At 69.1% G+C, this 14,263-nt stretch carries 11 protein-coding genes; all 11 read left to right on the plus strand.

Going from position 1 to position 14,263, the window contains the following annotated elements; translation table 11 throughout:
- Positions 1–2: 2 nt before the first annotated feature.
- The 11 genes from ACWCPQ_RS29205 to ACWCPQ_RS29255 all read left to right on the plus strand — a co-directional run bounded on the left by ACWCPQ_RS29205 (position 3) and on the right by ACWCPQ_RS29255 (position 14,133).
- Entirely contained in the window at positions 3–1,619 is a 1,617-nt protein-coding gene (locus ACWCPQ_RS29205; protein WP_449904829.1) for a UDP-N-acetylmuramoyl-L-alanyl-D-glutamate--2,6-diaminopimelate ligase, read from the plus strand.
- Positions 1,616–3,166 carry a UDP-N-acetylmuramoyl-tripeptide--D-alanyl-D-alanine ligase gene (locus tag ACWCPQ_RS29210; protein WP_449904830.1) on the plus strand — a complete coding sequence of 517 codons (1,551 nt, stop codon included), beginning with the start codon at positions 1,616–1,618 and terminating at the stop codon, positions 3,164–3,166. The genes ACWCPQ_RS29205 and ACWCPQ_RS29210 overlap by 4 nt, the downstream gene beginning before the upstream one ends.
- Positions 3,163–4,239, plus strand: coding sequence for a phospho-N-acetylmuramoyl-pentapeptide-transferase (mraY, locus tag ACWCPQ_RS29215; RefSeq protein ID WP_030523849.1), 1,077 nt, complete (start codon positions 3,163–3,165; stop codon positions 4,237–4,239). Before ACWCPQ_RS29210 ends, mraY begins: the two co-directional genes overlap by 4 nt.
- 49 nt (positions 4,240–4,288) lie before the next feature.
- Positions 4,289–5,755 carry a UDP-N-acetylmuramoyl-L-alanine--D-glutamate ligase gene (gene murD, locus ACWCPQ_RS29220; protein WP_449904871.1) on the plus strand — a complete coding sequence of 489 codons (1,467 nt, stop codon included), beginning with the start codon at positions 4,289–4,291 and terminating at the stop codon, positions 5,753–5,755.
- On the plus strand, positions 5,752–7,179 hold the full coding sequence (gene ftsW / locus ACWCPQ_RS29225; protein WP_449904832.1) for a putative lipid II flippase FtsW: 1,428 nt from the start codon (positions 5,752–5,754) through the stop codon (positions 7,177–7,179). Before murD ends, ftsW begins: the two co-directional genes overlap by 4 nt.
- The gene (gene murG, locus ACWCPQ_RS29230) at positions 7,176–8,321 is read left to right on the plus strand and encodes an undecaprenyldiphospho-muramoylpentapeptide beta-N-acetylglucosaminyltransferase (RefSeq protein ID WP_449904834.1); all 1,146 of its coding nucleotides are present in this window, start codon (positions 7,176–7,178) and stop codon (positions 8,319–8,321) included. The genes ftsW and murG overlap by 4 nt, the downstream gene beginning before the upstream one ends.
- A gap of 68 nt (positions 8,322–8,389) precedes the next feature.
- Positions 8,390–9,829 carry a UDP-N-acetylmuramate--L-alanine ligase gene (gene murC, locus ACWCPQ_RS29235; RefSeq protein WP_449904873.1) on the plus strand — a complete coding sequence of 480 codons (1,440 nt, stop codon included), beginning with the start codon at positions 8,390–8,392 and terminating at the stop codon, positions 9,827–9,829.
- A 3-nt stretch (positions 9,830–9,832) separates the two neighbouring features.
- Positions 9,833–10,528 (plus strand): cell division protein FtsQ/DivIB, encoded by a 696-nt coding sequence (locus tag ACWCPQ_RS29240; protein ID WP_449904836.1) that lies wholly within the window; start codon positions 9,833–9,835, stop codon positions 10,526–10,528.
- Between the two features lie 385 nt (positions 10,529–10,913).
- Positions 10,914–12,209, plus strand: coding sequence for a cell division protein FtsZ (gene ftsZ / locus ACWCPQ_RS29245; protein WP_449904838.1), 1,296 nt, complete (start codon positions 10,914–10,916; stop codon positions 12,207–12,209).
- A gap of 202 nt (positions 12,210–12,411) precedes the next feature.
- A complete protein-coding gene (gene pgeF, locus ACWCPQ_RS29250; RefSeq protein ID WP_449904840.1) occupies positions 12,412–13,143 on the plus strand; it encodes a peptidoglycan editing factor PgeF in 732 nt (243 codons plus the stop codon).
- Between the two features lie 285 nt (positions 13,144–13,428).
- Positions 13,429–14,133, plus strand: coding sequence for a YggS family pyridoxal phosphate-dependent enzyme (locus tag ACWCPQ_RS29255; RefSeq protein ID WP_449904875.1), 705 nt, complete (start codon positions 13,429–13,431; stop codon positions 14,131–14,133).
- Positions 14,134–14,263: the final 130 nt, after the last annotated feature.

Consider the following 14,263-nt stretch of genomic DNA (forward strand, 5'->3'; position numbering starts at 1 on the left):
CTGTGCCCGCGCAGTCCAGCCAGCACGCGCTGCGGCCGGCCCGGCCGCTGTCGACACCGCTGCCCGACCTGCTGGAACTGATCGGCGCCGAACTTCGGCCACCGGTCGCCACCGACCTGCTCGTCACCGGTATCGAACAGCGCTCCGACGCGGTTCTACCCGGTGACCTGTTCACGGCGTTACCCGGCTCCCGGGCGCACGGTGCCCGGTTCGCCGCGGCCGCGGTGTCCCGCGGCGCGGTCGCCGTCCTCACCGATGCCGCCGGCGCGGAACTGGCCGGTGAGCTGTCGGTGCCGGTTCTCGTACGGGAGAATCCACGCGCGATCCTGGGTGAACTCTCGGCGGCGATCTACGGACATCCGTCGGAGCGGTTGCGGATCATCGGTATCACCGGCACCTCCGGCAAGACCACCACGTCGTATCTGGTGGAGGCCGGGCTGGCCGCCGGTGGGCTGTCCACCGCGCTGATCGGCACCATCGAGACCAGGATCGGGGGGCGTCGCGTTCCCAGCGCGCTCACCACACCCGAGGCGCCGCAACTGCACGCCATGTTCGCGTTGATGGTGGAACAGGGGGTGGACGCGGTGGTGATGGAGGTGTCCAGTCACGCCCTGACCCTGGGCCGGGTCGACGGGGTGCGGTTCGCGGTGGGGGCGTTCACCAACCTGTCGCAGGACCATCTGGATTTCCACGCCGATTTCGAGGACTATTTCGCCGCCAAGCGCCGGCTGTTCGAGCCGGAGTCCCCGGTGGCCGCCCGTACCGCGGTGGTGTGTGTGGACGATGCCTGGGGGCGTCGTCTCGCCGACGGACTGGAGGCGCCGGTCCGCGTGTCGACCACCGAAGCCGCGGACTGGTCGCTGGCCGGTCCGGCCCACGTGCACGGCGGTGAACAGGAGTTCACCGCGACCGGTCCGGCCGGCGAGATCCCGGTGCGGTTGCGGTTGCCCGGTGACTACAACGTCGCCAACGGACTGCTCGCGGTCGCGGTGTGCGCCGCTGCGGGGGTCGGTCCGGCGACGGCCGCGCCCGCGCTGGCGACGGTGGACGTACCCGGCCGGATGCAGCGGGTGGAACGGGGCCAGGAGTTCCTCGCGCTGGTGGACTACGCCCACAAACCGGCCGCCGTGGAATCGGTCATCGCGACGCTGCGCACCCATCTGACCACGGCCGGCAGTCGAGGCCGGCTGGCGGTGGTGGTCGGCGCCGGTGGCGACCGGGACACCGGTAAACGTGCGCCGATGGGCGCGGCCGCCGCCCGCGGCGCCGATCTGCTCATCGTCACCGACGACAACCCGCGCACCGAGGACCCGTCCACGATCCGGGCATCGCTGATCGCCGGTGCGCAGAGCGTCACCGATGATCAGCGCGGCGAGGTCCGTGATATCGGTGACCGGACCGCGGCCATCGAGGCGGCCGTCGGCTGGGCGCAGGCCGGGGACGTGGTGCTGGTGGCGGGTAAGGGCCACGAAGTAGGGCAGGAGATCAACGGGGTGAAATATCCGTTCGACGACCGCGAGGTGCTCGCGGCAGCGATCGATTCGGCACTGCGGCACAGTTCCGGGGGCGCGGACAACGGTTCGTGGTCGACGGGCGCGGAGGACTTGACAGTTTCATGATCGAAATGACACTGCGGGATATCGCCGAGGTCGTGGGCGCAACGTTGCACGATGTCGATGACCCGGAGGCGCGGGTGACCGGCTCGGTCGAATTCGATTCGCGCCGAGTCGGTCCCGGCGATATCTTCCTGGCTCTGCCCGGTGAGCGCGTCGACGGTCACGACTACGCCGCCGCGGCGATCGAGGCGGGCGCTGTCGCCGTGCTCGCGGCCCGGCCGGTGGGGGTGCCCGCTATCGTCGTGGCACCGTCGTCGGGCTCGGTGCCGTCGAGTGCCCTTGCGCTGAGCCATGATTCGACCGGCGCGGGCGCCGCGGTACTGACTGCGCTGGCCGCGCTGGCCCGGGAGAGCGTTTCGCGCCTGGTCGCGGCCGGCGGACTGACGGTCGTCGGGGTGACCGGCTCCTCGGGTAAGACCTCCACCAAGGATCTCCTGGCGGCGGTACTCGCCCCGCTGGGACCGGTGGTGGCCCCGCCCGGTTCCTTCAACAACGAACTCGGCCATCCGTGGACCGCCTTGCGGGCCGGACCGGACACCCGGTTCCTGGTGCTGGAGATGTCGGCACGCGGTCCCGGTCATATCGCCGCGCTGGCCCGGGTGGCGCCGCCGAATATCGGGGTGGTGCTGAACGTGGGTACCGCGCATCTCGGTGAATTCGGCAGTCGTGAGGCGATCGCCCAGGCCAAGGGCGAACTCGTGGAGGCCCTGCCGGAAACCGGTCTGGGGGTTCTGAACGCCGACGATCCGAAGGTCGCGGCGATGGCCTCGCGTACGGTGGCCCGGGTGGTCACGGTCGGGCAGTCCGCGAACGCGCAGATCCGTGCTACGGCAACGACTCTCGACGATCAGGCCCGTGCCTCGTTCACCCTGCACACGCCGCTCGGTGAGCGCCCGGTGACATTGGCCGTGCACGGCGAGCACCAGGTCGGGAACGCACTGTCGGCGGCCGCGGTGGCCCTGGAATGCGGTGCCGATCTCGACACCCTGGTCACCGCGCTGTCCGGCGCCCGGGCCGCATCGGCACGGCGGATGGACGTGCGGACAAGCGTCGCCGGAGTCACGGTGATCAACGATTCCTACAACGCCAACCCGGATTCCATGCGAGCCGCGCTCAAAGCACTGGTCACCATGGCCCGCTCCGGCGACACTCCGCGGCGCAGCTGGGCGGTGCTCGGCGAAATGGCCGAACTCGGCCCGGAATCGGTGGTGGAACACGACGGGATCGGCCGTCTCGCCGTCCGCTTGGATGTGGACCGGCTGATCGTCGTCGGGACCGGACGACCCTCCCGGGGCATGCACCAGGGAGCGGTCATGGAAGGCTCATGGGGTGAGGAATCGGTACTCGTCCCGAATATCGAAGCGGCCGTGGAGTTGCTCGCCGCCGAAGTCGGCGCGGGTGATGTGGTGCTGGTGAAGGCATCGCAATCGGTCGGCCTGTGGGCGGTGGCCGAACAGCTGCTGGCCGAGGGTGAGAAGAACACGGGTGCCGGCACACCGGCACCGGGCGGCACCGCCGCCGACGGGGTTAGCACGGAGGCAGTGCGATGAGACAGATCTTGTTCGCGGCGGCGATCGCGCTGACGGTGTCGATCCTGCTGACTCCGCTGCTGATCCGGATATTCGCCCGGCAGGGCTTCGGCCAGGAGATCCGGGTCGACGGTCCGGCCAGCCATCAGTCCAAACGCGGTACACCCACCATGGGTGGGGTGGCGATCATCATCGGTATGTGGGCCGGGTATCTCGGTTCCCATCTGATCGGGATCGGTTATGAGGCGGAAGGTCCGACAGCTTCGGCGCTGCTGGTGCTCGGCCTGGCCACCGCGCTGGGTGTCGTCGGGTTCATCGACGATTTCATCAAGATCCGCAAGGGCCGCAACCTGGGGCTCACGGCCGCGGGTAAATATCTGGGCCAGATCACCGCGGCGGTCGTCTTCGGTGTGCTGGCGTTGCAGTTCCCCGGCGGCAGCGGGCTCTCCCCGGCCAGCCGGCAGCTGTCCTATGTGCGCGATATCAACACCGTGTCCATGAGTGTCGTGGTGTTCCTGGCCTTCGTCTGCCTCATCGTGGTGGCCTGGTCGAACGCGGTGAACCTCACCGACGGTCTGGACGGTCTCGCCGCCGGGTCGATGAGCCTGGTGCTCGGCGGCTATGTGGTCATCACGTTCTGGCAGTACTACCACTCGTGCGAGACCAAACCCGAGACCGGCTGCTACAACGTGCGCGATCCGCTGGATCTGGCGCTCGTCTGTGCCGCCGGCACCGCGGCGTGTATCGGGTTCCTCTGGTGGAACGCCGCTCCCGCCAAGATCTTCATGGGCGATACCGGGTCGCTGGCCCTGGGTGGTCTGCTCGCCGGACTGTCCATCACCACCCGGACCGAACTGCTGATGGTGGTCATCGGCGCGCTGTTCGTCGCCGAGGCGGCGTCGGTGGTGCTGCAGGTGGCCGTCTTCCGGACCACCCGGAACCGGTTGTTCAAGATGGCGCCGTTCCACCATCACTTCGAACTGAGTAAATGGGCGGAGACCACGGTGATCATCAGGTTCTGGTTGCTGGCCGCCATGGCCTCGGCAGCCGGACTATCGCTGTTCTACAGCGAGTATCTCTCCGCGGTCGGGTGAGTTGACGATGGAGGAACATACGTCGCGGGCCCTGCGCTCGCCGGGCCCCATGCTGGAATTCCTGCGCGGTCGCGATGTGCTGGTCGCGGGGTGGGGTGTCTCGGGCCGTTCGCTGATCACACCGCTGCGCGATATCGGGGCCCGGCCGGTGGTCACCGACAGCGGGCCCGCGGCGCTGGCGGAAGCCGCCGAACTGGGCTTGGAGATCGCGCCCGCACCCGAATTGGAGCGGACCGACTGGTCGCGTTTCGCGCTGGTGATCACCAGCCCGGGCTGGCGGCCGGACTCTCCGGTCCTGGCCTCGGCGGTATCGGAGGGCATCCCGGTCTGGGGCGATGTCGAGTTCGCCTGGTGGGTGGATCAGGCGCGGATCTACGGTCCGGTCCGTAAATGGCTGGTGGTGACCGGCACCAACGGTAAGACCACCACGACCCAGATGACCCATTCCATTCTGCGTGCCGCCGGTATCCCCAGTGTGGCCTGCGGAAATATCGGCCTGCCGATTCTCGACGCGCTGCGCCGCAATCCGGGACCGCAGGTGCTGGCCGTGGAGCTGTCGTCGTTCCAACTGCACTGGGCGCCGTCGGTGCGGCCGGAAGCCGGGGTCGTGCTGAATGTGGCCGAGGACCATCTGGACTGGCACGGCGGACTGGACGCGTACGCGGCCGCGAAATCGCGGGCCCTGCTCGGCCGGGTCGGGGTGGTCGGACTCGACGATCCGGTGGCCGCCCGGCTGGCCCGCCGTTCGAAGGCGCGTCGCACCATCGGCTTCCGGATCGGGGTGCCGGCCGACGGTGAACTCGGTGTGGTCGACGGCAAACTGCTCGACCGGGCCTTCACCAAGGCGGCCATCCTGGCCGAATCCAAAGAGATCAGCCCGCCCGGTCCGGCCGGTATCGCCGATGCCCTGGCCGCCGCCGCGCTCACCCGGGCCATTGATGTGGCGCCGCAATTCGTCCGCGAGGGCCTGATCGAGCACAAGGTCGGCCCGCACCGGTCGGCGCTGGTCCGCGAACTGGGCGGAGTCGAGTTCATCGACGATTCCAAGGCCACCAACCCGCATGCCGCGCGTTCGTCGATCCTGGGTCATCAGCATGTCGTCTGGCTGGCCGGCGGTCAGCTGAAGGGCGCAGGGGTCGAGGATCTGGTGGAGGAGGTGGCCGAGCGGCTGGTCGCGGTCGTGCTGTTCGGTGCCGACGCCCCGGTGATCGCCGCCGCGCTGGCGCGACACGCGCCGGAAGTCCCCGTGGTCGAGTTGGATACGCGGGATCATGCCGGTATGGGGCAGGCAGTCATGGACGAGGCGATCACCGGGACCCGTAACACCGAGATCGCCGACGCGATCATGGAGCGTGCGGTGCGGGAAGCGGCGGCGTTCGCCGGACCCGGCGATACCGTGCTGCTGGCGCCCGCGGCGGCGTCGCTGGACATGTTCACCGACTACACCCATCGCGGCCGCAGTTTCGCCGGTGCGGTCGAGGACCTGAAGGACGAGGACCTCGGGCGGCGGTTATGAGACCGCGCGGCACGCGACAGGTGCAGGTGGGCCGGTTCGGCGCCTGGCTGGCGCGGCCGCTGGCCTCGTTCCATCTGGTTGTCACCATCGCCACCCTGCTCACCCTGCTTGGCCTGGTGATGGTTCTGTCGGCCTCCAGCGTGGAGTCCTACGTCGACGGTCGATCGGCCTATTCGCTGTTCGTACAGCAGATGATGTACGCGCTGGTCGGTGCGGTGCTGTTCTATCTGGCGCTGCGGATACCACTGCGCCGGTTGCGGCAGTTGTCGTTCCCGGTGTTCGCGGGGTCGGTACTGCTGCTGGTGCTCGTGCTCATCCCGGGTGTCGGCAGTACGGCCAACGGTGCTCGCCGCTGGATCGATCTGGGGATCTTCTCGGTCCAGCCCTCGGAGCTGGTGAAGGTGACGTTCGTGGTGTGGGGGGCGCATCTGCTGATCTCGCGCCGGGCCGCGGGCCGGGCGGCCAACGATCCGGGGGGCCTGAAGAATCTGCTGGTACCGCTGGTGCCGGCCGGTCTGCTGGTGTGCCTGTTGATCGTGTTGCAGCCGAATCTGTCGACCACCATCGCGCTCGGAATCGTGTTGCTGGCCCTGCTCTGGTTCGGCGGCCTACCGGTGCGGCTGTTCGTCGCCATTCTCGCCTCCGGCGCCATCGCAGCGCTCGCGCTCGCGCTCTCCGCCGGGTACCGCTCCGACCGGATGCGTGCCTTCTTCAATCCCGCCGACGATCCACAGGGCATCAACTATCAGGCCCGGCAGGCGATGTACTCGCTGGCCGACGGCGGGTTGTGGGGCCGCGGACTCGGCCAGAGCCGGGCCAAATGGAGTTATCTGCCCAACTCGCACAACGACTTCATCTTCGCCATCATCGGCGAGGAACTCGGCTTCCTGGGGTGTGCCCTGGTCCTGGGCCTGTTCGCGCTCTTCGTCTACACGGGCCTGCGGATCGCGGCCCGCTCGGTGGACCCCTTCCTGCGCCTGCTCACCGCGACCGCCACCACCTGGATCACCGGACAGGCCTTGATCAATATCGGTTATGTGGTGGGTCTGCTGCCGGTGACCGGGTTGCAGTTGCCGCTGGTGTCCGCGGGTGGTTCGTCGCTGGCGCTGACCCTGCTCATGTTCGGCATCATCGCCAACGCGGCCCGGCACGAACCCGAAGCGGTGGCGGCCCTGCACGCCGGTCAGGACGGCCGGGTCAGCCGGTTGCTGCGGCTGCCGAAACCGGAGATCTACCATCCCGCCCGCGCCCGGGCCGCCGCGCCGGCGCGCGAGCCGGGCCCGGCTCGCCGCCCCGCCCGCGACGAGCCGCCGCGCACCCGCCCGCGTACCAACAGCCGCGGTACCGACACCCTGCGGGCGACCCGGGCCTGGGAACCCAGCTATTCGGTGACACACGCACGAGAACGGGGAAGAAACAGGTGAGCGCACCTAAGTCCGCAGGCGAGCACACGGCGCCGCGCGCGGACGGGATATCGGTGATCGTCGCGGGTGGCGGTACCGCGGGGCATATCGAACCGGCCCTGGCCGTCGCCGATGCGCTGCGGCGACTCGACCCGGGGATCCGGGTGACCGCGCTCGGTACCCAGCGCGGACTGGAGACCACCCTGGTGCCCGAACGGGGTTATCCCCTCGAACTGATCCCGCCGGTGCCGTTGCCCCGTAAACCCAGCGCGGATCTGCTGCGGCTGCCGGGCCGGGTCCGGGCGTCGGTATCGCGGACCCGCGAGATCATCGACGCGGTGGAAGCCGATGTGATCGTCGGATTCGGCGGTTACGTGGCGCTGCCGGCCTATCTCGCCGCCGGCCGCGGCCTGCTGCGTCGTCGCCGTGCTGTACCGGTGGTGGTGCACGAGGCGAACGCGAAGGCCGGTATCGCGAACAAAGTCGGCGCGCGGCGGGCGACCCGGGTGCTGGCCGCGGTACCCGGTTCCGGGCTCGACGCCGAGGTCGTCGGGATCCCGGTGCGCGCGGCGATAACCTCGCTGGACCGGGCCGGGCTGCGCGCGCAGGCGCGGGAGCATTTCGGCCTGCCGGCCGAGGGGCCGGTACTGCTGGTGTTCGGCGGCTCGCAGGGCGCGCGCTCGCTCAACGAGGCGATATCCGGTGCGGCGCCGCAGTTGGCCGCGGCCGGGATCTCGGTGCTGCACGCGCACGGCCCGAAGAACTCGGTCGATATCGAGTCGGTGGATCCGGCCGCGCCGTATGTGGCGGTGCCCTACCTCTCCCGGATGGATCTCGCCTACGCCGCCGCCGACGCGGTGGTCTGCCGGTCCGGGGCGATGACGGTCGCCGAGGTGTCGGCGGTGGGCCTGCCCGCGGTGTATGTACCGCTGCCGCACGGAAACGGTGAACAGGAACTCAATGCCCGGCCCGTTGTCGCGGCCGGTGGTGGCAGAATCGTTGCCGACCCCGAACTTTCCCCCAAATATGTGATCGATGAGGTGATACCGCTGCTCACGGATCCAGCACGCATAGCCGAGATGGGCCGTGCCGCCGCCGGTGCGGGCCATCGCGATGCCGCCGACGAGGTCGCCCGAATCGTGCTGCGGGCGGCGGGCCGGTGAGCGGGGAGCAGTTGACCGCTCCCGAAACCGGTCCCGGCGCGTTGCCGCCGGAACTGGCCCGGGTCCATATGGTCGGTATCGGCGGCGCCGGGATGTCCGGTATCGCCCGGATCCTGCTGTCGCGCGGCGGTGCGGTGTCGGGGTCCGATGCCAAGGAGAGCCGCGGTGTGCTTGCGCTGCGGGCCCGTGGGGCTCAGGTACGGATCGGACACGACGCCGGTGCGCTGGATCTGCTGCCGGGCGGTCCGACCGTGGTGGTGACCACCTACGCGGCCATCCCCAAGACCAATCCGGAACTGGTCGAGGCGCATCGCCGCGATATCCCGGTGCTGCTGCGGCCGACCGTTTTGGCGGCGCTGATGAGCGGACACCGCACGCTGCTGGTGTCGGGGACGCACGGGAAGACCTCCACCACGTCGATGCTCATCGTCTCGCTACAGCACTGCGGGCTCGATCCGTCGTTCGCGGTGGGTGGTGAACTCAACGAGGCGGGTACCAACGCCCATCACGGCAGCGGCGATATCTTCGTCGCCGAAGCCGACGAGAGCGACGGCTCGCTGCTGCAGTACGACCCCGATGTCGCGGTGGTCACCAATATCGAATCCGACCACCTGGACTTCTTCGGCTCCGACGCGGCCTATGTGCAGGTGTTCGACGATTTCACCGATCGGCTCGCGGACGGTGGGCTGCTGGTGGTGTGCCTGGACGACCCCGGCGCGCGGGCGCTCGCCGAGCGCACCGGCGAGCGCTTGGCCGCGCGCGGTGTCCGGGTCCTGGGATACGGCTCCGGGGAGTTGCCCGACGCTCCCGTTCCCGTGGGGGTGCGCCTGTACAGCTGGGAACCGCGTGATGTGGGCGGTATCGCCCAGTTCCAGCTCGCCGACGAGCCGGCCCCGCGCACGCTGCGGCTCGCGGTGCCGGGCCGGCATATGGCCCTCAACGCGCTGGCTGCGCTGCTGACCGCACGGGCGGCCGGCGCCGATGTGGACGAGATCATCCAGGGACTGGAGGGTTTCGGTGGTGTGCACCGCCGCTTCCAGTTCGTGGGCCGGGAGAACCGGGTGCGGGTCTTCGACGACTACGCACACCATCCCACCGAGGTCCGGGCGGTACTCGGGGCCGCGGCCGAACTGGTCGAGCAGGAGGCCCGCGACGGTGCGCTCTCGCGCCGGGGTCGGGTGATCGTGGTCTTCCAACCGCATCTCTACAGTCGCACCGCGACCTTCGCCGCCGAGTTCGGTGCCGCCCTGGACCTGGCCGACGAGGTCGTGGTGCTCGACGTCTACGGCGCGCGCGAGGAGCCGTTGCCGGGCGTCAACGGCGCGCTGGTCGCACAGTCGGTGCACAAACCCGTGCACTACCAACCCGATATGTCCCGGGTCGGCCGTCAGGTCGCCGGCCTCGCCCAGCCCGGCGATGTCGTGATCACCATGGGCGCCGGTGATGTCACCATGCTCGGCAGCCAGATCCTGGACGGACTACGCGCGCGTCCGCAGTACGGGCGGTGAGGCATGGTGCGGACCGGGGCGCGGCGATTCGAGGTGGGCGGATTGCGGCGTTACCGGCTGTGGGCGCTGCCCGCGCTCGCCCTGGTCGTCACCTTGGCCGCACTCGCCTGGTTCTCGCCGCTGCTCTCGGTGCGGGAGGTGCGGATCGAGGGTGCGGGCGAGATCCCGGAGGAACAGATCCGGGAGCTGTTGCAGATACCGGAGACCGGTTCGATCCTGCGGATCGATACCGCGGCGATGGCGGCGCGGGTGGCGACTGTTCCGAAGATCCACAGCGTCCGGGTCCAGCGGGATCTGCCGTCGACGGTGCGGGTGCGGATCGAGGCGCGAACCCCGGTGCTGTACTACGACTCTCCCGAGGGCGCGCATCTACTGGACGCCGACGGTATCGAGTACGCCGTCGAACCCGCGCCGATCGGGGTGCCGGAGTTGGTCACCGCCCGGCCGGGCAGCGACGATGCGCTGACCCGCGCCGCGGTCGAGGTGGCCCGGGTGCTGCCGCCGGCGCTGGACGTGCAGGTGGAAACCGTGCGCGCCGAGGGTGCGTCGCAGATTTCGCTGACATTGCGCGACGGTCGCACTGTACTCTGGGGCAGCAGCGAGGACGGCGAACGCAAATCGGCGGTGGTACTGCCGCTGCTCACCCAGCCGGGGACCGTGTTCGACGTCTCGAGTCCCAGTCTGGTCACGGTAAAATGATTCCCAGCAATCTTGTTCGGTTCGACCCTGTTCGGTTCGAAGCTCCACCGCGGTCCCGGGCGATCACCCGGAGGCCGTATGTTGCGGGAGCCGGGGGCGTCCCACGATGTGGGCGCCGACCGCTGGGCAACCGTTCACGATACGTCGCGTACCGCCCTGGTAGAAGCAAGTTCGCCGAAGAAACTGGTTATCGTCTCGGCGCGCCTGCGAGCGGATCGCGACGGCGGCGAATAGCGTTCCGCACCAGTCGGATACTTGACATAACTCCAACCCTATGGTTGAGGTTCAGGGTTTGTCCGGATCGTGGTCCGCGGATCGTGGTCGCGCGGATCGGTACCGGACATCCGAAAACGACAGACTTTGAGTCGAAGGAAGGCGAGAGCTCATGACGCCCCCGCACAACTACCTTGCCGTGATCAAGGTCGTCGGTATCGGCGGCGGCGGCGTGAACGCCGTCAACCGAATGATCGAGCAGGGTCTCAAGGGTGTCGAGTTCATCGCGGTGAACACCGACGCCCAGGCACTGCTGATGAGTGATGCCGACGTGAAACTCGATGTCGGGCGGGAGCTCACCCGGGGCCTCGGCGCCGGCGCCGACCCGGAGGTGGGCCGAAAGGCCGCCGAGGATCACAAGGACGAGATCGAAGAGGTGCTCAAGGGCGCCGATATGGTCTTCGTGACCGCGGGAGAGGGCGGCGGTACCGGTACCGGCGGCGCACCCGTCGTGGCGAGTATCGCCCGCAAACTGGGCGCGCTCACCATCGGTGTGGTCACTCGGCCCTTCTCTTTCGAGGGTAAGCGGCGTGGTAATCAGGCCGAGGTCGGTATCAACCTGCTGCGCGAATCCTGCGACACCCTGATCGTCATTCCCAACGATCGGTTGCTGCAACTCGGGGACGCGGCGGTGAGTCTCATGGACGCCTTCCGCTCCGCCGACGAAGTACTCCTCAACGGTGTGCAGGGCATCACCGATCTGATCACCACCCCGGGTCTGATCAATGTCGACTTCGCCGACGTGAAGAGCGTGATGTCGGGTGCCGGTAGCGCGCTCATGGGTATCGGTTCGTCCAGGGGGGAGGGCAGATCGGTCAAAGCGGCCGAGGCGGCGATCAACTCACCGCTGCTGGAAGCCTCCATGGACGGTGCGCACGGAGTGCTGCTCTCGATCGCCGGTGGTTCGGATCTGGGCCTGTTCGAGATCAACGAGGCCGCCTCGCTGGTACAGGAAGCGGCGCATATCGAGGCCAACATCATCTTCGGTACGGTTATCGACGATTCGCTGGGCGACGAGGTGCGGGTCACCGTGATCGCCGCCGGATTCGACGGTGGTGGCCCGGCGCGCCGCACATTCGACCCCGCCACTACCCGGGGTTCGCTGGGATCCGGTCGCACCACGGAGATCTCCGCGGCATCGCGTACCGCCGAACTCGGTCAGTCCAGGACAGCCGAACTGGGCGCGGGCCGCGGCCATTCCGAGGAGTCCGCCCCGGTCCGGGCATCGGATGGTCCGGGCTCGTCCGTCGCCCGCGGCCCGGCCCCGAGCTACCGCGATACCGAACGCACCCGTCCGCCGGTGGATCCGACGCTCAGTCACAACAGCCGGTCGCATATCCAGCCGCCGCCGGATCTGCCCGACGATGACGACGACGATGTGGATGTCCCGGATTTCATGCGCCGCTGATATCGGGGACACTGCACGACTTCCACCGGGTCGCTCGCGCTGACACGCGGGCGGCCCGGCGTCTTTTCGCCGCCCGCGCGCCGATGTGGCGACCGAGGTCCTTGCGGCCGCCGGGACAGGGCGGGACGTTCGCGCACCGGGTCGTCGGCTCCGGCCTGCGCGGAAGCCGGTCCCGGCCGGAGTTGCCACTAGGCTCGGTGTCATGACAGCGGCACCGGTACTCACCGTTCGACGGGTCGTCACCACGCGCGCGGGCGGATTCTCCGCGCCGCCCTACGATTCGTTCAACCTCGGCGATCATGTCGGCGACGATCCGGAGGCGGTGCGACGCAACCGCGCCCGGCTCGCCGAGACCCTCGGGCTGCCGGCCGATCATGTGATCTGGATGGAACAGATCCACGGCCGGACGGTGGCGACGGTGGACGGGCCGCGCACCGAACCCTTTCCCGGGACCGACGCCCTGATCACCACGCGGCCGGGTCTGGCCCTGGTGGCATTGTCCGCCGACTGCGTGCCGATACTGCTGTCCGACGACGAAGCGGGAGTCGTGGCGGCTGTGCATGCCGGACGAGTGGGTGCCCGGATCGGTATCGTGCCGCGGGTTCTGGACGCGATGGTCGCCGCCGGAGCCCGGCTCGACCGGATCGGGGCGCTGCTGGGCCCGGCCGCCAGTGGCCGGCAGTACGAGGTGCCCGCCGCGATGCGGGCCGATGTGGAAGCACATCTCCCCGGTAGCGCCACCACCACGGTGCACGGCACTCCCGGTCTGGACCTGCGCGCGGGGATACGGCGGCAGCTCACCGCCGCGGGGGTCACGGCGATCGCCGAGGACCCGCGCTGCACGATCGAGGACAGGACTCTTTTCAGCCATCGCCGCGGCGCCCCGACCGGGCGATTGGGCAGTGTTATCTGGATGGATTCGGGTACAGCGTGACAGGCCGGGTGGTCCGCGGCGCCGGCTACGGCCGCCGTGGGGTCACGGTCGGCGCGGGTTCCGTACTCGCGCAACATGTTCGACTGATAGCCGATGATCGGCGCGGGAAGCAGGGAGGCCGATGATCGAGGCGGGTTCGTGGCGGATCGGCGGGTCGCGATGACCGGCTCGCATTCGGGGGACGGGACGGATGCAGATTCCCCGGCGCGGGCGCCGGCTTCCGGAGGCGATGGGGCGCAGGCTGTCCCGGACACCGGCGCCGCCGCGGCCGGGAACGACTCCCGGATGGTGGAACTGGCGGCCGGTCTCGACCGGGTGCTCGCGCGGATCGACGCAGCGTGCGCGGCCGCCGGCCGGGATCCGGCGGACGTCCGGCTGCTGCCGGTCACGAAATATTTCCCGGCATCCGATATCGCCGCACTGTATCGTCTGGGCCGCAGGGACTTCGGGGAGAACCGCCCACAGGAGGCAGGTGCCAAGGCCGCGGAATTGAGCGACCTCGGCGTGCGCTGGCATCTGATCGGGCAGTTGCAGCGGAACAAAGTACGTCAGGTGGTGCGGTGGGTGCATACGGTGCAATCGGTGGACAGCGAACGTCTGGCGACCGCGCTGGCGACTGCCACCGCGGCGGCGCTGGATTCCGGTGAGCGGGACACTGTGCTGGAGGTCCTGATCCAGGTGAGCCTGGATGCCGATCCGGCCCGTGGCGGCGTGCGGCCCGATGCGGTGCCGGCGCTGGCCGACCGGATCGCCGCATCCGGCGCGCTGCGTCTAGCAGGGGTTATGGCCATTCCGCCGCGCGCCGCCGATCCGGATGCGGAATTCGCCCGCCTGGCCGAAGTCGCTACCCGTCTGCGCACCGGACACCCCGGTGCGACAGAGCTGTCCGCCGGAATGTCCAACGATCTTGAAAGAGCTATTGCCCATGGATCCACGTGTGTGCGTGTCGGTACCGCTCTCATGGGCAGCCGACCGATAACCTCGGCGTAGCAAACAAACCTCATCAGTCACATTCGACACATATGCTGGGACACGACGAGGGCTGAGCAAGACTTCAACACCCGGCCGCCACCGGGGCCGAAGGAAGGTCGACCAGAATGAGCGAGCGCAGCGAGCGAGT

The organism is Nocardia sp. NPDC001965, from assembly GCF_053594175.1.